The 18,127-nt window shown below is 61.6% G+C and carries 15 protein-coding genes; 10 read left to right on the top strand and 5 right to left on the bottom strand.

Features of this window, described 5'->3' with window-relative positions:
* Positions 1-69 precede the first annotated feature (69 nt).
* The 6 genes from ACP7E0_RS11905 (at position 70) to ACP7E0_RS11880 (ending at position 8,127) form a co-directional block, all read left to right on the top strand.
* Entirely contained in the window at positions 70-1,851 is a 1,782-nt protein-coding gene (locus ACP7E0_RS11905) for an acyl-CoA dehydrogenase (protein ID WP_426125108.1), read from the top strand.
* Between the two features lie 31 nt (positions 1,852-1,882).
* Complete coding sequence (locus ACP7E0_RS11900; RefSeq protein WP_426125106.1) at positions 1,883-2,635, top strand: crotonase/enoyl-CoA hydratase family protein; 753 nt, start codon at positions 1,883-1,885, stop codon at positions 2,633-2,635.
* A 272-nt stretch (positions 2,636-2,907) separates the two neighbouring features.
* Complete coding sequence (locus ACP7E0_RS11895; RefSeq protein WP_426125105.1) at positions 2,908-4,005, top strand: extracellular catalytic domain type 1 short-chain-length polyhydroxyalkanoate depolymerase; 1,098 nt, start codon at positions 2,908-2,910, stop codon at positions 4,003-4,005.
* A gap of 287 nt (positions 4,006-4,292) precedes the next feature.
* Positions 4,293-6,377, top strand: coding sequence for a methyl-accepting chemotaxis protein (locus tag ACP7E0_RS11890; protein WP_426125103.1), 2,085 nt, complete (start codon positions 4,293-4,295; stop codon positions 6,375-6,377).
* Between the two features lie 140 nt (positions 6,378-6,517).
* Positions 6,518-7,669: an Acg family FMN-binding oxidoreductase gene (locus tag ACP7E0_RS11885; protein WP_426125102.1), complete on the top strand. Its 1,152-nt coding sequence runs from the start codon at positions 6,518-6,520 to the stop codon at positions 7,667-7,669.
* A complete protein-coding gene (locus ACP7E0_RS11880; protein WP_426125100.1) occupies positions 7,666-8,127 on the top strand; it encodes a MarR family winged helix-turn-helix transcriptional regulator in 462 nt (153 codons plus the stop codon). The genes ACP7E0_RS11885 and ACP7E0_RS11880 overlap by 4 nt, the downstream gene beginning before the upstream one ends.
* Before the next feature lie 26 nt (positions 8,128-8,153).
* On the opposite strand, the gene ACP7E0_RS11875 is transcribed toward ACP7E0_RS11880, so the two are convergent.
* Positions 8,154-9,404: a class I SAM-dependent RNA methyltransferase gene (locus ACP7E0_RS11875; RefSeq protein WP_426125099.1), complete on the bottom strand. Its 1,251-nt coding sequence runs from the start codon at positions 9,402-9,404 to the stop codon at positions 8,154-8,156.
* The gene (locus tag ACP7E0_RS11870) at positions 9,401-10,207 is read right to left on the bottom strand and encodes a TlyA family RNA methyltransferase (RefSeq protein WP_426125098.1); all 807 of its coding nucleotides are present in this window, start codon (positions 10,205-10,207) and stop codon (positions 9,401-9,403) included. Before ACP7E0_RS11870 ends, ACP7E0_RS11875 begins: the two co-directional genes overlap by 4 nt.
* A gap of 375 nt (positions 10,208-10,582) precedes the next feature.
* Between ACP7E0_RS11870 and ACP7E0_RS11865 the strand changes: the two genes are divergently transcribed.
* Positions 10,583-12,688, top strand: coding sequence for a methyl-accepting chemotaxis protein (locus ACP7E0_RS11865; protein ID WP_426125096.1), 2,106 nt, complete (start codon positions 10,583-10,585; stop codon positions 12,686-12,688).
* Positions 12,689-12,792: 104 nt separating this feature from the next.
* On the opposite strand, the gene ACP7E0_RS11860 is transcribed toward ACP7E0_RS11865, so the two are convergent.
* Positions 12,793-13,344, bottom strand: a complete 552-nt coding sequence (locus ACP7E0_RS11860) for a TetR/AcrR family transcriptional regulator (RefSeq protein WP_426125095.1) — start codon at positions 13,342-13,344, stop codon at positions 12,793-12,795.
* Positions 13,345-13,500: 156 nt separating this feature from the next.
* On the opposite strand from ACP7E0_RS11860, the gene ACP7E0_RS11855 reads away from it, so the two are divergent.
* Complete coding sequence (locus ACP7E0_RS11855) at positions 13,501-14,241, top strand: SDR family NAD(P)-dependent oxidoreductase (RefSeq protein WP_426125094.1); 741 nt, start codon at positions 13,501-13,503, stop codon at positions 14,239-14,241.
* A 118-nt stretch (positions 14,242-14,359) separates the two neighbouring features.
* Here ACP7E0_RS11855 and dxs read toward each other — a convergent pair whose 3' ends face one another.
* Together dxs and ACP7E0_RS11845 are read right to left on the bottom strand one after the other, a co-directional pair.
* Entirely contained in the window at positions 14,360-16,273 is a 1,914-nt protein-coding gene (gene dxs / locus ACP7E0_RS11850) for a 1-deoxy-D-xylulose-5-phosphate synthase (RefSeq protein WP_426125322.1), read from the bottom strand.
* Between the two features lie 163 nt (positions 16,274-16,436).
* Positions 16,437-17,360, bottom strand: coding sequence for a pirin family protein (locus ACP7E0_RS11845; protein ID WP_426125093.1), 924 nt, complete (start codon positions 17,358-17,360; stop codon positions 16,437-16,439).
* A 122-nt stretch (positions 17,361-17,482) separates the two neighbouring features.
* Between ACP7E0_RS11845 and ACP7E0_RS11840 the strand changes: the two genes are divergently transcribed.
* On the top strand, positions 17,483-17,773 hold the full coding sequence (locus ACP7E0_RS11840) for a toxin-antitoxin system TumE family protein (RefSeq protein WP_426125092.1): 291 nt from the start codon (positions 17,483-17,485) through the stop codon (positions 17,771-17,773).
* The gene (locus tag ACP7E0_RS11835; RefSeq protein ID WP_426125090.1) at positions 17,770-18,120 is read left to right on the top strand and encodes a hypothetical protein; all 351 of its coding nucleotides are present in this window, start codon (positions 17,770-17,772) and stop codon (positions 18,118-18,120) included. Before ACP7E0_RS11840 ends, ACP7E0_RS11835 begins: the two co-directional genes overlap by 4 nt.
* Positions 18,121-18,127: the final 7 nt, after the last annotated feature.

The following is an 18,127-nucleotide window of genomic DNA, read 5'->3' as shown; positions in this document are numbered from 1 at the left end:
AACAACAAACAAGCCATTGCTGGACGGACGCACGGCAATGTTGTCAGGTGACCGCAGGAGGAGACGACGATGTACAAGGCACCGGTTGAGGATATTCTGTTCACGCTGAAACATGTGGCTGGACTCAGTGAGGATCTGGCCGCAGGCATTTTCGGCGATCTCGATGAGGATCTGGTCGATGCGATCATCGGCGAAGCCGGGCGCTTTGCCACGGAAGAGGTCGCACCGCTCGCCGATATCGGCGACCGGCAGGGCTCGAAGCTCGTTGATGGCAAGGTTCAGATTCCGGAGGGCTGGGCCGATCTCTATCGCAACTGGGCAGCCGGCGGCTGGAACAGCCTCACGGCGCCGGAGGAATTCGGCGGCCAGGCGCTGCCGCATATGCTGCATATCGCCGCCATGGAATTCTGGAATGCCGGCTCGATGGCCTTTGCGCTGGCGCCGATGCTGACCATGGGCGCTGTCGATGCGCTGGAAAAGCACGGTTCCCCGGCCCTGAAATCAACCTTTCTCGCCAGAATGATATCCGGCGAATGGACCGGGACGATGAACCTGACCGAGCCGCATGCCGGCTCCGATCTCGGCGTCTTGAAGACCCGCGCCGAGCGCCGCGACGACGGCACCTACCGGATTTTCGGCCAGAAGATCTTCATCACCTGGGGCGACCACGAGGTCACCGGTAATATCGTTCATCTGGTGCTGGCGCGGATTGCCGGTGCGCCGGAAGGAACGCGTGGCATCTCGCTGTTCCTAGTGCCGAAATTCCTTGTCAACGCCGACGGTTCGCTCGGAGACCGTAACGATTTGTTCTGCCATTCACTCGAACACAAGCTCGGCATCCATGCCTCGCCGACCTGCACCATGGTCTATGGCGACGGCCGGTTCGGCGATGAGAAGGGCGCCGTCGGTTATCTCGTCGGCGAGGAGAACAAGGGTCTCAACTGCATGTTTACGATGATGAACAATGCCCGCCTCGCCGTCGGCATACAGGGCGTGGCGATGGCCGATGCCGCCACCCAGCATGCGCTCAACTATGCCCGCGAACGCACGCAGGGCAAGGCGCCGGGCTGGAAGGGCACCGGCATGAGCCCGATCATCGACCACCCGGACATCGCCCGCACGCTGCTCACCATGAAGGCGCTGACGCAGGGCGCCCGCGCCATCGCACTGACCTGCGCCCGCGCGGTCGACCGGGCGCATGTGTCGCAAGGCGACGAGGCCCGCCACTGGCAGGAGCGCTCGAGCTTGCTGACCCCGATTGCCAAATCCTTCGGTACCGATGTCGGCGTCGATGCGGCCTCGATGGGCATTCAGGTCCACGGAGGCATGGGCTTCATCGAGGAGACCGGTGCCGCGCGCTATCTGCGCGACGCCCGGATCGCGCCGATCTATGAAGGCACCAACGGTATCCAGGCGATCGATCTCGTCACCCGCAAGCTGCCTCTGTCCGACGGCGGCCATGTGCGTGGCTTCATCGCCGAATTGAAGGCCGTGGCCGAAGAGGTCGGTTCCTCCAACCTTGCCGATTTCGGCGAAACCGGCAGCCGGCTCGACGATGCGATTGCCGATCTGGAGGAAGCGACCGAGTGGCTGCTGGCCCGCCTTGCCGAAGGCAAATCCGCAGAAGCGCTAGCCGGTGCCACCGCCTATCAACGGTTGTTCGGCCTGACCCTGACAGGCGTCTATCTCGCCAAGGGCGGGTTGGCCGAAGTGGGTGATGGCGGCCGCGATGTCCGTATCGCGCTTTGCCGTTTCGCCGCCGAAAACCTGTTGTCCGAAACCGCGGCGCTGAAGAGCAGCATCATCACCGGTGCTGCAAGCCTTGCTGCCGCCCGTATCGCACTTGCTTGATAGACCACTTGCCTGATCGAAGGAGATGACCATGACCGATGACGTTCTGATCGAGCGGCCCGAAGCCTATCCGGGCGTTCAGGTCATCCGCTTCAACCGGCCGGCCAAGAAGAATGCCATCACCCGGGCAATGTACGCCAAGATGGCCAATGCGCTCGCTGTCGCCGGAACCGACGATGCCATCCGCGTCACGGCTTTTCTCGGCACCGAAGGGTGCTTTTCGGCCGGAAACGACATGGCCGATTTCATGGCTTTCGCCATGGGCGGATCGATGGGGCAGGAGGTGATCGACTTCCTCAAGGCGCTCGCCAGCGCCGCCAAGCCAATCGTCTCCGGTGTCGATGGTCTGGCAATCGGCATCGGCACGACCATCCATCTCCATTGCGACCTGACGATCGCCTCGGCGCGCTCGACCTTCAAGACACCCTTCGTCGATCTGGCGCTGGTTCCTGAAGCGGCCTCCAGCCTGATCGTGCCGCGCATCGCCGGTCATCAGCGGGCCTTTGCGCTTCTGGCCGCCGGTGAGCCGTTTACTGCGGCTGAGGCGCAGGAGGCCGGACTGATCTGGAAGATCGCCGGTGCAGATGCAATCGAGGAAGAGGTGCTGGCGCTTGCTGCAAGCCTGGCGAAAAAGCCGCCGGAAGCGCTGCGCATCGCCCGCAACCTCATCCGCGGCGACCGCTCCGACGTCCTCGCCCGCATCGACGAGGAGGCAAAACATTTTGCCGCCCAGCTGAAAAGCGCCGAAGCGCGCGCCGCTTTCGAGGCTTTCATGCGCCGCTGATTGGCATCTCCCTCTTCTCCCCAGCGGGGAAAAGGTAGCCCGAAGGGCCGGATGAGGGGGAGCCGCACGCTTCGAGTGTGCCGAAACGCCCCCTCATCGCCTCGCTTTGCTCGGCACTTCTCCGCGCAGGGAAGAAGAGGCTGCCTGCCGCCCGGCCTTGAGATTCATATACCAACCCGACCTTGCCGGACGGTAGGGCGTGCCCCATATTGAAACCCGTTGCGTGGAGGAATTTCGGCATCGGAGGCATGCCGCCAACCAAGGGTTCGTCCATGCGGTCTCATTTCAAGTTTTCCCTGTCCGACATGCTCAGGCAGCACCGGCGTTGGGAAAAGACCATTGCCAAGGCCGTCAAGGTGACGCGCAAGGCACTTGTTTCCACCGTGTCCACAAAACCATCGGCATCAAAACCAGCGGCAAAACCCCGGTCCGTAGCAAAACCGGCCGCAGGGTTGCAGGAGGTCAAGGCATTCGGCAGCAATCCCGGCCGCCTGCGGATGTTCCGTTATGTCCCTGCGGGCCTGCCGAAAAAGTCGCCTCTCGTCGTTGTCCTGCATGGCTGCCACCAGACCGCTGAAGCCTATGACAGGGGCAGCGGCTGGTCGACCTTGGCGCGTGAGCGCGGCTTTGCGGTCGTCTATGCCGAACAGAAGCGCTCCAACAACGGCAATCTCTGTTTCAACTGGTTTCGCCCGAGCAACGTCACCCGCGATCGCGGCGAGGTGATGTCGATCCGCCAGATGGTCGCCAAGATGGTATCGGCCCACGGCATCGACCGCAAGCGTGTCTTCGTCACCGGCCTGTCCGCAGGCGGCGCGATGGCGGCTGCGATGCTTGCAACCTATCCTGACGTGTTTCGCGGTGGTGGTGTCATCGCCGGACTGCCCTATGGCGCAGCCCGTGACGTGCACCGGGCGCTGGCTGCGATGAAGTCTTCGCCGGAACGGGCAGGGCAGGAATGGGGCGATCTCGTGCGGGCTGCATCACCGGTGACGCGCGATTTCCCCACGGTTTCGATCTGGCACGGCACGAAGGATCATACGGTGTCGTTGTCCAACGCAGACGCGCTTTTACAACAATGGCTTGATGTGCACGGCCTTGAAACCGCGGCCTATACCCAGAGCGATGTCGATGGCCATATCCGCCGTGTCTGGAAGGATGCGTCGGGCAAGGTTGCAGTCGAACTCTACCTGATCGACGGCATGGGCCACGGGACGCCGCTGAAGCCGAGGCCGGCGTCGCGGGTCAAGGCCGATACGCCCGGCCCCTACATGCTCGATGCCGGCATTTCCTCGTCCATGCATCTGGCGACCGCCTGGGGCTTGAAGAAGCCGCAGCTGCTTTCCGCGCTGAAACAGGCGGCCGAATAGGCGGAATACCCTTAAAGTCTTCACTTTTCCTGCAATGAAAATTTAACCCTGCCTTAAGTGGCCGCCCGTATGGTTCAGGCAATCACAGGTCCGGTCTGCCGGCCCTTGTCGGGCGCATGAGGCGCGCCGTCTGCGCCCTCGTGGCATGTCATCCCCATACCCGCAATCTGGAACGGTTTCGCGCGTCAGCGCCGGCCGCCGATCCCGTGCGCGGATACGTTCGAGCCTCCGCCCGGCGCCACCGCCGGTCCGCATTAGGGAAGTCTGCCTTGAAAAGATCCAATCTCATGACGCGCATTCTTGTTGCCGCGTCCTTCGTCGTCGTCGCCGCCTTTGGCGGCTTTTCCGTCTATATCGACAGCCTCCAGCATGATGTGACCACGCGCGCCGTCGAGGAGAATATTTCATCCTCCGGCAAGCAGGCCGCCCAGAGCGTCGCCAACTGGCTGAACGGCCGCGTCACGCTGACGGCCATGGTCGCAAACGCCGCTGGCGGCGCCGCCGACCAGGCCGGCCTTCTCGGCATCATGAAAAACGATGTTCTGATCAAGGAGTTCATCAGCACCTATGTCGGTGACGAAACCGGCAAATTCACCAATTGGCCAGTCCAGGCGATGCCGGAAACCTACGATCCGCGCAAGCGCCCATGGTATCAGGATGTGGTCAAGGCCGATGGCACCGTGCTGACGGATCCCTATATCGATGCTTCGCTTGGCGAACTGATCATCAGCGCGGCAGCACCGGTGAAGAAGGACGGCAAGCTGATCGGCGTTGCCGGCAGCGACTTCTCGCTGAAGACGCTGGTGTCGATGGTCAAGGATATCGATGTCGGTGGTGAAGGCTTTGCGTTCCTCGTCAACAAGTCCGGCCAGATCCTCGTTCATCCCGATGCGAAGCTGGTCACCAAGACGCTCGCCGATGCTTTCCCGGCGGAGACCCCCTCGATCGCTTCAACGATCATGCAGACCAAGCTGGACGGCAAGTCGAAGCTCGTCAGCTTCGTGCCGGTCGCCGGTCTTCCGTCGGTCGAATGGTATGTCGGTTTCGTCGTCGATGCCGATTTGGCCTATTCCGCCATCGGCCAGTTCCGGATCGCCGCCACCATCGCCACGCTTCTGGCGGTCGGCGTGATGATCGCCTTCCTCGCAACCCTGCTCAGCCGCCTCGTCATCCACCCGGTCACCGATATGACCGGTGCCATGGAGCGCCTGGCTGCCGGTGACCTGAAGGCCGAAATTCCCGGCCAGGAACGCCGCGACCAGATCGGCTCAATGGCCGCCGCTGTCGCCGTGTTCCGGACCAATGCCATCGAGCGTGCGCGCCTCGAAGGTGAAGCCGAAACCGGCCGTTCGCTGTCCGAGCAGGAGCGCCGCGAGCGCGAAGCGCTCAAAGCCAAGGAAACCGCCGATATCCAGCAGGCTGTCGAGGCGCTCGCAACCGGTCTCGGCCGTCTTGCCGATGGCGATCTCGGCTACCGCATCTCGGTTCCGTTCGTCATGCATCTGGACCGCCTACGTGCCGACTTCAACAATTCGGTGACCAAGCTGCACCACACGCTGCAGGCTGTTGGCGCCAATGCCCGCGCCATCGATGCCGGCGCGACCGAAATCCGCACCGCCGCTGACGATCTTGCCCGCCGCACCGAGCAGCAGGCAGCCTCCGTGGAGGAAACGGCCGCAGCCCTTGAGCAGATCACCACCACGGTCAAGGACAGCGCCCGCCGTGCTGAAGAAGTCGGCCAGCTGGTTGCCCGCACCCGCGCCGGAGCGGAAAAGTCCGGCGAAGTGGTCCGCAATGCCGTCAACGCCATGCAGGGCATTGAAAAGTCCTCCGGCGAAATTTCCAACATCATCGGTGTCATCGATGACATCGCTTTCCAGACCAACCTCTTGGCGCTGAACGCAGGCGTCGAGGCGGCCCGTGCTGGCGATGCAGGCAAGGGCTTTGCGGTCGTTGCCCAGGAGGTACGCGAGCTTGCCCAGCGCTCTGCCAATGCCGCCAAGGAAATCAAGGCGCTGATCACCACCTCGGGCGATCAGGTCCGTGCCGGTGTGACGCTGGTCGGCGAAACCGGCCAGTCGCTGCAGGCGATCGTCTCCGAGGTCCAGGAGATCAATGGGCATATCGGTGCGATCGTCACGGCCACCCGCGAACAGTCCATTGGCCTGCAAGAGATCAACACGGCCGTCAACACCATGGACCAGGGCACCCAGCAGAACGCCGCCATGGTCGAGGAACAGACCGCCGCCAGCCACGGCCTCGCCTCGGAAGCCGCCGCCCTCAACGACCTGCTCGCCCAGTTCAACATCGGCGACACCCAGTCGTCGGCGCCGGCTGCAAGGCAGAGCAATTACGCCCGCCGCGCCGCCTGATAACCTCAGCCTCGCATCCCAAACACCCGCGCCGGATCTCCGGCGCGGGTGTTTTCGTTTCCATTGCTCGTCCCGATGGGTATTGCATTTGATTTAACATTAAACTATATAGTTCTTTATTAAACCAAATGGAGGATGGCATGGCAGCGACACGGCGGATGTTTATGGGCATCGTTGCAGGCGGTGTGGTACTGGCGGCAACCGCTGGCGCTCTTTGGGTTTCCACCCGTGATCCTGTCTCGGCAAGAAGGCCATGGCAGGATGCCGGCCGCCGGGACGCCGATCTCCGACGCCGGATATTGTCCTTCGCGATCCTGGCGCCCAACCCGCACAACCGGCAGCCCTGGCTTGCCGATCTGTCCGCGGAAAACGAAATCACGCTCTATTGCCAGGCTGATCGCCGCCTGCCGCAAACCGATCCGCACGACCGGCAGATCACCATCGGCCTTGGCTGCTTCCTCGAACTTCTGGCACAAGCGGCGGCCGAGGAGGGATACCGGGCGAACATCGTGCTGTTTCCAAAGGGAGAGCCGCAACCACGGCTGGATGACCGACCGGTCGCCCATATCCGGCTCGTTCAGGACGCAACGATCCGCGCTGATCCGCTTTTTGCGCATGTCCTGTCGCGCCGCTCGAACAAGGAGCCCTATGATCTTGCCCGGCCGGTCGAGGCGGACAAACTTGTCGAAATTGCCGCCGCCGCCCGTATGTCGGCCATTGGCCATACCAACGATCCCGCCCGCGTCGAGACGCTGCGACAGCTCGCCTGGCAGGCCTATTTCACGGAGATCACCACACCGCACACATTGAAGGAGAGCATCGACCTCATCCGCGTCGGCCGCGCCGAAATTGAGGCCAATCCGGACGGTATCGATCTGTCCGGCGCGTTCATCGAGGGATTGTCGATGGCCGGTCTGCTGTCGCGCGATGCCATGCTTGACCAGACGTCATCGACGTTCCAGCAGCAGATTCCGATCCTCAAAGAGCCGGTCGACACGGCAATGGCTTTCCTTTGGCTGAAGACCGCAGGCAACAGCCGCGCCGACCAGATCGCCGCCGGGCGCGATTATATCCGCCTCAATCTGGCCGCCACGGCGGCGGGCGTCTCGATGCACCCATTCAGCCAGGCGCTGCAGGAGTTTACCGAAATGCGCCCGCACTTTCTCGCCATGCGTGACGCGCTTGCGGTGGAAGAGAATGAAACGCTTCAAATGTTCGTTCGTCTCGGCTACGGTCCGGCTATTGAGGGCGCACCCCGCTGGCCCGTGGACACCCGGATCAGGAGCGCATGACGGCGAGCGAAAACGACCTGCAAACGCTGTTCCGGTTCTTCAATGAAGTCGGCATCGTCGCGCAATTGTCAGCCAATGCGTTCGAGAAGGTGATGCCTGAGGGCATGACCTTGCCGCAATTCGTCGTGCTCAATCATCTTGTCCGGCTGGGGGATGCGCGCACGCCCCTGTCGATCGCACAGGCGATGCAGGTGACCAAGGGTGCGATGACCAATACACTGGGCCATCTCGAGGGCAAGCAGTTCATCACCATCGCCCCCGATCCGCATGATGGCCGCTCGAAGCGGGTTTCGTTGACGGCGGAGGGCAGGGCTGCCCGGGATGCTGCAATCGAGGCTCTGGGGCCGGAATTGCGCGGCATTGCCGGCGAAATCGCAATGCCGGGGATTATTGCAGCGCTGCCGGCCGTTGAAGGCTTGCGCAAGATGCTGGACGCTAGGCGCAATCCGAAGGCTTGAAACCTCCGGGTCGGCCAGTTGCACTTTTACTTCTCCAGCGTCGCCACGACTTCCACATGTGACGACCACAGGAACTGGTCGATCGGCGTCACGGAGGTGATCCGGTAGCCCACATCGACGAGGATACGCAGGTCGCGTACCAAAGTTACCGGATTGCACGAGACCGCGACGACCTTCTTGACGCCGGAGCGGGCCATTTCCTTCACCTGGGCTTCGGCACCGGCGCGCGGCGGATCAAAGACGATGGCGTCATAGACCTTCAGTTCGGAAGCCATCATCGGCCGGCGGAAGAGATCGCGCTTTTCCACCGTGACAGGTTTTAGCCCTTGCGTGTTGCGGGCGGCAAAATCCAGCGCCTTCAGCGGCTTGTCTTCGCTTTCCACGGCATGCACGCGCGCCTTGCGGGCGATGCGCAGCGAGAAGGTGCCCGAGCCTGCGAAGAGATCGATGACACGCTTGGCCTTGCCGAGATGCGCCATCACCAGTTCCGCCATAGCCTCTTCCGCAGGCTTCGTCGCCTGCGTGAAGCTTCCGGGAGGAGGCGAAACGGAAACGCCGCCGAAATCGATCACCGGTTTAATCGGCTCGATCAGGATTTCGCCGTTGAGACTGAGGCGGGCAACGCTTTTCTGGCCGAGAACGGTTTCGACCGCCATGCGGCGCTGCCGGTCGTCCATTGCCTTGATGCCCTCGAATGAGAGATCGAGACCGGACAGCGTTTCAAGCACCGTGATGCGGAACGTCTCGGCATTGACGGCCATCGCATTGGCGACTGTGCGGATGGTTGCAAGCCGCGACACGATGCCGGGGCTTGCGATGGGACATTCGGATATCGCCACGATGTGATGGGTTTCAGGCTGGTTGTAGCCGAGCAACAGCTCTTTCTCGGTCCGCCGCGCGGTAAACACTGTGCGCCGCCGCTCGCCGGGATGGGCAAGCACGAGGGGGCCTACGTCGGCCTGCAACGCCTTCGATTTCAAGGCGTCGAGAACCAGCTGCCGCTTGAAACTCTGGTAAAGGCTGTCGCTGGCATGCTGCAGGCTGCAGCCGCCGCAGGTGCCGTTCTCGCCGTCCGGCCCGAAATGCCGGCATTTTGGCTCGACCCGTTCGGGCGAGATGTCGGACATCGACATGACCGTGCCCTTGTCCTTGTTGACCGCGAGTGCCACGGTTTCACCGGGCAGCGTGAAGGGCACATAGACCGGTCCGAACGGACCACGGGTAATGCCGTCGCCGGATTGGCCGATCTTCTCGATGGTCAGCGTCTCGGTGCTCATACGGCTTCGTCCTGCTCCGCATCGTCGTCCGAAGCGTCGTCTTCATCCAGCGGTTTGTGACCCGCCAGCAGATATTCCTCGTTGCCATCACCGCCTGAGATCGGCGAGGGGATGAGGCCAAGGCTTTCCCAGCCCATGTCCTCGACCAGCCAGCGTTCCAGTTCCGCCGCAACCGCAGGAGCGCTTGAAGGGTCCTTGAGCAGGCCTGCCTTGCTGATCGCTTCGCGGCCAGCTTCGAACTGCGGCTTGACGAGCAGGATGCAATGAGCGCCGGGCTCGGCGAGATCCAGCGCCGGCGGCAGCGCCAGCTTCAGCGAAATGAACGAGACGTCGGACACGATGAAGGAAATCTCGCGGCCGTCGAGGGTGTCCTCGTCCAGCACACGGGCATTCAGGCCCTCGATATTGGTAACGCGCGGATCGGCCTCAAGGCGCGGATGGAACTGGCCGTGGCCGACATCGACGGAAATGACATGGGCGGCACCATTGTGCAGCAGGATTTCGGTGAAGCCACCGGTCGAGGCGCCGATGTCCAGACAGTCCAGTCCTTCGGGCGACAGCTTGAAATGTTCAAGGCCCGCCTTCAGTTTCAGCGCCGCGCGCGAAACATAGGGCTGGACGGGATCGTCGATGGCGATCGTCACATCCTCGGGAAAGGTCGAGCTTGCCTTGGTGACGACTTTGCCGTTGACGGTGACGGTACCGCGCTGGATCGCATCGCGGGCGCGCGAACGGCTGGCGACAAGCCCCAGGTTCAAAAGCAGCTGGTCGAGGCGGACGGAGGTTTTTGGTTCGTTTGACATGGGTTCTCATGGCGCGTCAGGCCGGGGATGGCAAGGCCCATGCGGCCGGGCGCGTTCAAATAGTGCCGAAAGAGGCTGCTTCCGTGGGGCACGAGGCATGGCGGACAGCACTCCCGGCCTGTAGCGCGGTATTTACCAGTAAAATTTTGGAGGTTTTTACCGATATTTAATTCGAAAGCTCTAATTTGATGTGACTTACATCGCACGTTTTCGGATGTGCGATACCAGGTCATGCATCGCCTGGTGAATTTGCTCGAAGAGTTCGCTTCGGCGGCATGTTCCGAGTGCCATCCCGCGTGGCGGAACGGGCATATACCTCAGTTTTTTCACATTGTTTGCGCATCGGCCGCCCTGGCCGGGCAATAGGGAGTCTCCATGCACCTTCGGCTGTCCCACAAGATTGGTCTGCTCGTCCCGATCGCCGTCGCCGGCATTCTCTCGATCGTCGCCATTTTCATCATTGAAAAGACGATCGAGCAGACCTTCAGGGAAAAGGAGCGCGCGATCGAGGCGTCGGACAAGGCGCTTTTGGTGCTCGAAAACAAGATGCTTGAGGAGCGCGGCGCGGAAAAGGATTTCCTGCTGCAAAAGAGCGAGGAAGCCGTCCTGCACCACGAGGAGTTTTCCGTCGAAACGCGCGGACAGCTGGAGGTGTTGAAGCAGACGGTTCCAGATACCGCTGTTCAGCAGAAGCTGCAGGCGATCGCGGCCGGGCTCGACGTTTATCTTGGCCAGTTCAAGGCGCTGGTTGCGGCCAACACCGAGCTCGGGCTCGATTCCTCGAAGGGCAGGGAGGGCGAAATGCGCGCGGCCGTGCATTCCATCGAGAAGCTGTTGAATGATATCCAGGACAGCGAATTGAAGGCTAGCATGCTGACGATGCGGCGCCATGAGAAGGATTTCATCATGCGCCGTGACGCCAAGTATGTGGCAAGTCATGAGGCAGAAGCCAAGACTTTTGCAGCATTCGCGCCGGAGCGTTTCGGTTCTGAAGAAGCCTACGAGGCGATCATGAAGGCTCTGCAGGTCTATCAGGCAACCTTCAAAGCCTATGCGGCCACAGCGGCGATCGAGAGCGAAACGCGGCAGCACGTCGCCAAGGCATTCGCAGATGTCGAGCCGATCCTGGCGGCGCTGACACAGGATCTTGCCAGCCTGCGCCAGTCTGCCGAGGTAGAAAATGCGCAGTTGATTGCGCGTGCGGAAAACCTTGCAATCGCCGCGGTGATTACGGCAATCCTGTTGCTGGCACTCACCGTCTATCTCGTCGGGCGCGGCATCTCCAAGCCGATCGTCGCCACCACCCGTGCCATGACAGGCCTTGCCGGTGGCGATACCACGAGCACTATTCCCTTCACGGGCCGCAAGGACGAGATCGGTGAAATGGCCGGTGCCGTCGAGATCTTCCGCCAGGCAGCCATCGCCAATCACCGGCTTGAGGAAGAAGCGCAGGAGGCACGGGCTCGATCCGAAGCCGACCGCATCCGCCTGACGCAGGAAGCGGAAGCCGCAGCACAGGAGCGCCTGCAGCAGGCGACATCAGGTCTGGCAACCGGCTTGCGCCGTCTTGCCGCCGGCGATCTGTCGTTCCAGCTCGACGATGCCTTCGCCCCCGACTTCGAGGCCTTGCGTCACGACTTGAACGCTGCGGTCAAACAATTGGGCAATACGCTGACAGCCGTTACCCAGTCGGCCGGTTCGATCGATGATGGCACGCGCGAAATCAGCCAGAGCTCGGACGATCTGTCCCGCCGTACCGAACAGCAGGCAGCGTCGCTGGAAGAAACCGCCGCAGCGCTCGATGAGATCACCGTCAATGTCTCCAACTCCTCCAAGCGCGCCGATGAGGCCCGCTCGGTGGCGGTGCAGGCCAATGCCAGTGCCGCCCAGTCGGGTGCAGTCGTTGCCAACGCGGTCGAGGCCATGCGCCGGATCGAAGAATCTTCTAGCCAGATTTCCAGTATCATCGGCGTCATCGACGAAATTGCCTTCCAGACCAATCTTCTGGCGTTGAATGCCGGGGTTGAAGCTGCCCGCGCCGGCGATGCCGGCAAGGGCTTTGCCGTCGTCGCCCAGGAGGTGCGCGAACTGGCGCAGCGTTCGGCAAAGGCTGCCAAGGAGATCAAGGAACTGATCCGCAACTCGAGCGTCGAGGTCGAGGGCGGCGTCAAGCTGGTGCGCGAAACCGGCGATGCCCTGAAGACCATCGAAACCTATGTCGTGACGATCAACCAGCATATGGACGCGATCGCCACCTCGGCCCGCGAACAGTCGGTTGGCCTTGCCGAGGTCAACACGGCAGTCAACCAGATGGATCAGGTCACCCAGCAGAACGCCGCCATGGTCGAGGAAACCAACGCGGCAAGCGCGACGCTCGCCAACGAAGCCAGCCGCCTGCGCGAACTGATCGCCCAGTTCCAGCTCGATAGCGGTAGAGGGGCGTCCGGAACCGCATCTTACGGATCGCGTCGCGCCGCCTAAATCGGCATCTCGTTTCAATGTAAAACCCCGGCGATCGAGCGATCGCCGGGGTTTTTGATACTGCCGCTATCTTGCCGCGGCTGGACACAAAGAGACGCGCAGTTTTATCGCGGCGCAGTTAGTGCGTCCCAGGCTGCCATTGCTGCGTCGGCGGTGCTTTGGAGCGAGGCCAGCGTTGCGCCGTCGCGGGCGGTAATCGACATGCCATGCTGCACCGTTGCGTAAAAATAGGCGATTTGCTGGCAGTCGGCTGAGGGCGGAATCTCGCCGTCGCGCACGCCTTGCTCCAGCCGCTCGCGCAGCAGGCTGGCATTTTCCAGCCGGCAATCCCGCAGCAGTTCGCAGGCTGGATTGGCCTCCGTGTGACCGTTCAGGACACCAAGCGCAATCATGCAGCCGCGTGGTTGATCGGAGCGCGCATAGGCGACTGCTGTCTCACGCAGGAAATCGGCAAAGGCCTGCCGTGCCGTCGCGGCCTTTGGCAAAGAATCCCATATCTCCAGTCCAATCTCGGCCTTGTAGGTCTTGAGAGCCGCCGCGAACAGCTCGGCCTTGTTGCCGAAGGCCGCATAGAGGCTCGGGGCGCCGATCTGCATAGCCGCCGTCAAATCGGCCATGGATGTCGCCTCGTAGCCCTTCTCCCAAAAGACTAGCATTGCCTGTCTCAAAGCGGCGTCGCTGTCGAAGGTACGGGGGCGGCCTCTTTGACACATCGGAACTCCTTTCTGTAGTGACCAGTACATAAATCAATTGACGATGGCAGGCAATCCTGACAGGATATATGTATCGATCATTACAAAAAAGGAAATGTCATGTCTCGCTTGAACAACAAAGTTGCGTTCATCACCGGCGGCAGCCGGGGTATCGGTGCGGCCATTGCGCTGGCGCTTGGCAAGGAGGGCGCCGATGTCGCCATCACCTATACAAGCGCTCCGGGGAAGGCGCAGGAAGTCGTCAGCGCCATCGAGAAGCTTGGCCGCAGGGCCCTTGCCATCAAGGCGGACAATCTCGATGCGGCAGCCGTCGAGGCAGCTGTGGTTGAGGCTCACGCCAAGCTTGGCAGCCTCGACATCCTCGTCAACAGTGCGGGCGTCTTCTCGGTCGATACGATCGATACGGCGACGCTTGAGGAATTCGATCGCGTCATGGCCATCCATGTCCGCGCCAGCTTCGTCGCCTCCAAGGCGGCAGTGGCGGTAATGGGATCCGGCGGCCGGATTATCTTCATCGGCAGCAATCTCGGCGAACAAGTGCCGTTCCCCGGCCTCAGCATCTATTCGACCAGCAAGTTCGCGCTGGTCGGTCTGACCAAGGCATTGGCACGCGACCTGGGGCCACGGGAGATCACCGTCAACATCGTCCAGCCCGGCTCGACCGATACCGACATGAACCCCGCAGAGGGTGAGCACGCCGAGCCGCAGCTTGCCTTGATGGCCATCCCTCGCTTCGGCAAGGCGCAGGATATTGCCGCACTGGTGACGTTTCTCGCCGGAGAGGAAAGCCGCTTCATCACCGGCTCAAGCATCACCATCGATGGCGGTGCCAATATCTGATTGGTATGGTCGAGAAATGCCGCCACCGCGTGGGGGCGGCACAGTGATATCGGTGACACCGGCTCTGCCGGTGTCCCATCCATCAAAGATTGATCGATGCCTGAGGCGCAATGCGCCCTCAGCCGGCGACGCTGGAACCGATCTGCTGCTTCTGGCCGAGCGTCTTGAACACGGTCGAAACAATGCCGGCGCGGTCGAGGCCCGCCTTGGCATACATGGCTTCGGGCTTGGCCTGTTCCATCCAGATATCCGGCAGAACCAGCGGCCGGATTTTTAGGCCGTTATCGAGCAGGCCCTCATGGGCAAGGAATTGCAGCACATGGCTGCCGAAGCCGCCGACGGCACCTTCCTCGATGGTGATCAGCACCTCGTGATGCTTGGCCAGCTGGCGGATCAGGTCATGATCAAGCGGCTTGGCAAAGCGAGCATCGACGACGGTCGTCGAAAGCCCGGCGGCATCGAGGTCTTCGGCGGCAACAAGGCAATCGGCCAGGCGCGTACCGAAGGACAACAGCGCCACCTTCGAGCCCTGTTTCATCACCCGGCCTTTGCCGACTTCCAGAATCTGGCCGCGTTCCGGCATCTCCACGCCGACACCTTCGCCGCGCGGATAGCGGAACGAGATCGGACCCTCGTCATAGGCCGCAGCGGTGCGCACCATATGCTTGAGTTCCGCTTCATCCGCTGCCGCCATGACGACGAAGCCGGGCAGGGTGGCAAGATAGGTCGTGTCGAACGAACCGGCATGGGTCGGACCATCGGCACCAACGAAACCGGCGCGGTCGATCGGGAAGCGCACCGGCAGGCCCTGGATCGCCACGTCGTGCACCACCTGGTCGTAACCGCGCTGCAGGAAGGTCGAATAGAGCGCGCAGAACGGCTTGTAGCCTTCGGACGCCAGTCCGGCGGCAAAGGTCACCGCATGCTGCTCGGCGATGCCGACATCGAAGCAGCGCGAGGGGTGGGCCAACGCGAACTTGTCGAGGCCGGTGCCGGATGGCATGGCGGCGGTGACGGCGACGATCTTGTCGTCATAGCCAGCTTCCTGCGTCAGCGCTTCGGCAAACACGGAGGTATAGGCCGGAGCATTCGGCTTGGCTTTGGCCTGCGCCCCGGTGATGACGTCGAACGTGTTGACGCCGTGATATTTGTCGGCTGCAGCTTCTGCCGGCGGATAGCCCTTGCCCTTCTGCGTCACCACATGGATCAGCACTGGGCCCTTAGAATTGTCGCGTACATTGCGCAGCACGGGCAGAAGATGCTCGAAGGAATGACCGTCGATCGGGCCGATATGGTAAAAACCCATCTCCTCGAACAGCGTGCCGCCGGTCACATAGCCGCGCGCATGTTCGACGGCGCGGGTAATCGCCCGGTCCACCGTCTTGCCGAGATAGGCCGTCAGTTTCTTGCCGAGATCGCGGAAGCCCATATAGGTGCGGCCGGAGGCAAGACGCGCCAGATAGGCGCTCATGGCGCCGGTCGGCGGCGCGATCGACATGTCGTTGTCGTTGAGGATGACGATCAGCCGCGCATCGAGCGCACCGGCATTGTTGAGCGCCTCATAGGCCATGCCGGCCGACATGGCGCCATCGCCGATGACGGAAATGACGTTGCGGTGTTCGCCGGAGAGATCGGCCGCGACTGCCATGCCGAGGCCGGCGGAAATCGAAGTCGAGGAATGGGCAGCACCAAAAGGGTCGTATTCGCTTTCGGCGCGGCGGGTGAAGCCGGACAGGCCGTCCTCCTGGCGCAACGTGCGGATCCGGTCGCGGCGGCCGGTGAGGATCTTGTGCGGATAACATTGATGACCGACGTCAAAGATCAGCCGATCATGCGGGGTATTGAAGACCTTGTGGATGGCAATGGTCAATTCAACGACGCCGAGGCCCGCACCCAGATGACCGCCGGTGCGCGATACGGCGTCGATCATCTCCGAGCGCAGTTCGGCTGCCAGTTGCGGCAAGTCCTTGTCGTCGATCCTCTTCAAATCATCGGGATAGGTTACCTGATCGAGAAGGGGGGTCGCCGGCATCGGATGGACTGGCAATTGTGTCACGCTAAGGCCTTCGTTCTCGCGCTTTCAAGGGAGCCGCGATGTCTAGTGTTGGTGTCCGCTGGGAACCGCGTCTTTAAACAGTTTCGTTATGGATTGCAAAAACCGGTTTTCTTGCGGCACGCTGTGAGTTTAACCAATATTACCGTTCCGGCAAAGGGACAAACTCTTCCTCGTCGCCAGGCACGATGTCGAAACGGCCGGTTCGCCATTCCTCCTTGGCTTGATCGATCCGTTCCTTGGAGGACGAAACGAAGTTCCACCAGATATGCCGGGCCGAACCAAGGGCTGCCCCGCCGAACAGCATGATATGACAGCCCAATGGGCCGGCGGTGACGGTGATCGCATCGCCCGCCCGGAAAACCAGCAGTTGATTGTCGGCAAAATGATCGCCGGCGATGATTGCCTCGCCCTCGAGGATATAGAGCGCCCGCTCTTCCCATTCGGCCGCAAACGGCGCACTCTTGCCGGGTTCGATCCTCAAATCGACATAGATCGTGTCGGAAAACACCGAAACCGGCGATTTCATGCCTTCGAACTGGCCGATGACGACTCGGCCTTCCAGTCCGTCCATGTTGAAGGAGGGCAGGTCGCGTTTTTCGGTATGGGCAAAGATCGGGTCGATCTCCTCGTATTGATCGGGCAGCGCCAGCCAGGTCTGCAGGCCGGAGATCGATTGCGGCTTGCCGCGCAGGTTTTCCGGCGAGCGTTCCGAATGCACGATCCCGCGTCCCGCCGTCATCAGGTTGAGGTCGCCGGGCGCGATGACCATCTCGGTCCCCAAGCTGTCGCGATGCTTGATCTCGCCATCGAACAGATAGGTGACGGTGGAAAGCCCGATATGCGGATGCGGCCGCACATCCAGAGCCTGACCGGCCTTGAGCAGAGCAGGCCCCATCCGGTCAAAGAAGATGAACGGCCCGACCAGCCGGCGCTTTGCCGTCGGCAGCGCCCGGCGCACCTGCAGATTGCCGATATCGCTGGTGCGCGGAATGATCAGATGCTCGATCGCATCGCACGCCGGCGCATCACCGGCCTCGGGGTCTGGTCCGGGAAAGAAGGACATGGCGGATCCTCGTCGGTTTAAATCAACACTAAGGTAGGCCCGGAGCAGCAAAACTACCAGTGGTCCTTTCCCGGATTTATGGCGCTTGACGCCATATGGCGTCGCATGACATATTTTGAGTAATGAAAGCGACACTGATCATTCGTGATCGCCTGATTTTTCAGGATGGTGCGATCCTTGAGGTCAAGGTTTGGCGCGTGCCGGTATCCGTTCCGCCAGCGTCCCACTTTCTCAAATATTCTCTGTTTTACGGCCGTCCGGGCGAGAGAATTGTTGGATATGACAATGAACGCGGCAAGGGCGATCATCGCCATTATGGCGACCACGAAGAAAATTACGCGTTTGTCTCCATTGAAAAGCTGCTGGCCGATTTCCGGCGGGATGTCGAAAGGGAAAGGGGAGAGCGAATATGAGCAAGGATGTAGAGCTTCATATTGGCGGTTCTTTTGTCGATCTGGAGAAGCGGGTCGCCGATGCGTGGCATCGCGCGGAAAAGGGCGAGGCCGTTTCCGAAGACCATCTGACCTTCGTGAATTGGGATGCGTTGTCGCAGACGATGACGACAAAGCGGCTTGAACTGCTGCGTCATCTGCGCCGCCATCCACAGGCCAGCATTGCCGCCCTAGCGCGCAGCTTGGGCAGGGATTACCGGCGTGTTCACGAGGACGTGGAGATTTTATCCAAGGCCGGACTGATCGAACACGATGCCAATGGCCTGCATGCAGGCTACGATGAGATCAGAACGACCATAGCCCTGTAGACTTGGT

The sequence above is a fragment of the Pararhizobium sp. PWRC1-1 genome (assembly GCF_049897905.1).
GTDB lineage: Bacteria > Pseudomonadota > Alphaproteobacteria > Rhizobiales > Rhizobiaceae > Pararhizobium.
Note: the sequence above shows the minus strand (reverse complement) of the source record. Positions and strands in the feature narration are given on the sequence as shown.

Excerpts from the sequence above, each read along its gene's own strand:
- ACP7E0_RS11840 (WP_426125092.1), top strand. The coding sequence starts at position 17,483 with ATGAAAGCGACACTGATCATTCGTGATCGCCTGATTTTTCAGGATGGT.
- ACP7E0_RS11835 (WP_426125090.1), top strand. The coding sequence starts at position 17,770 with ATGAGCAAGGATGTAGAGCTTCATATTGGCGGTTCTTTTGTCGATCTG.
- ACP7E0_RS11860 (WP_426125095.1), bottom strand. The coding sequence starts at position 13,344 with ATGCTAGTCTTTTGGGAGAAGGGCTACGAGGCGACATCCATGGCCGAT.
- ACP7E0_RS11900 (WP_426125106.1), top strand. The coding sequence starts at position 1,883 with ATGACCGATGACGTTCTGATCGAGCGGCCCGAAGCCTATCCGGGCGTT.
- ACP7E0_RS11880 (WP_426125100.1), top strand. The coding sequence starts at position 7,666 with ATGACGGCGAGCGAAAACGACCTGCAAACGCTGTTCCGGTTCTTCAAT.
- ACP7E0_RS11895 (WP_426125105.1), top strand. The coding sequence starts at position 2,908 with ATGCGGTCTCATTTCAAGTTTTCCCTGTCCGACATGCTCAGGCAGCAC.
- ACP7E0_RS11885 (WP_426125102.1), top strand. The coding sequence starts at position 6,518 with ATGGCAGCGACACGGCGGATGTTTATGGGCATCGTTGCAGGCGGTGTG.
- ACP7E0_RS11875 (WP_426125099.1), bottom strand. The coding sequence starts at position 9,404 with ATGAGCACCGAGACGCTGACCATCGAGAAGATCGGCCAATCCGGCGAC.
- ACP7E0_RS11890 (WP_426125103.1), top strand. The coding sequence starts at position 4,293 with ATGACGCGCATTCTTGTTGCCGCGTCCTTCGTCGTCGTCGCCGCCTTT.
- ACP7E0_RS11855 (WP_426125094.1), top strand. The coding sequence starts at position 13,501 with ATGTCTCGCTTGAACAACAAAGTTGCGTTCATCACCGGCGGCAGCCGG.
- ACP7E0_RS11870 (WP_426125098.1), bottom strand. The coding sequence starts at position 10,207 with ATGTCAAACGAACCAAAAACCTCCGTCCGCCTCGACCAGCTGCTTTTG.
- ACP7E0_RS11845 (WP_426125093.1), bottom strand. The coding sequence starts at position 17,360 with ATGTCCTTCTTTCCCGGACCAGACCCCGAGGCCGGTGATGCGCCGGCG.
- ACP7E0_RS11905 (WP_426125108.1), top strand. The coding sequence starts at position 70 with ATGTACAAGGCACCGGTTGAGGATATTCTGTTCACGCTGAAACATGTG.
- ACP7E0_RS11865 (WP_426125096.1), top strand. The coding sequence starts at position 10,583 with ATGCACCTTCGGCTGTCCCACAAGATTGGTCTGCTCGTCCCGATCGCC.
- dxs (WP_426125322.1), bottom strand. The coding sequence starts at position 16,273 with ATGCCGGCGACCCCCCTTCTCGATCAGGTAACCTATCCCGATGATTTG.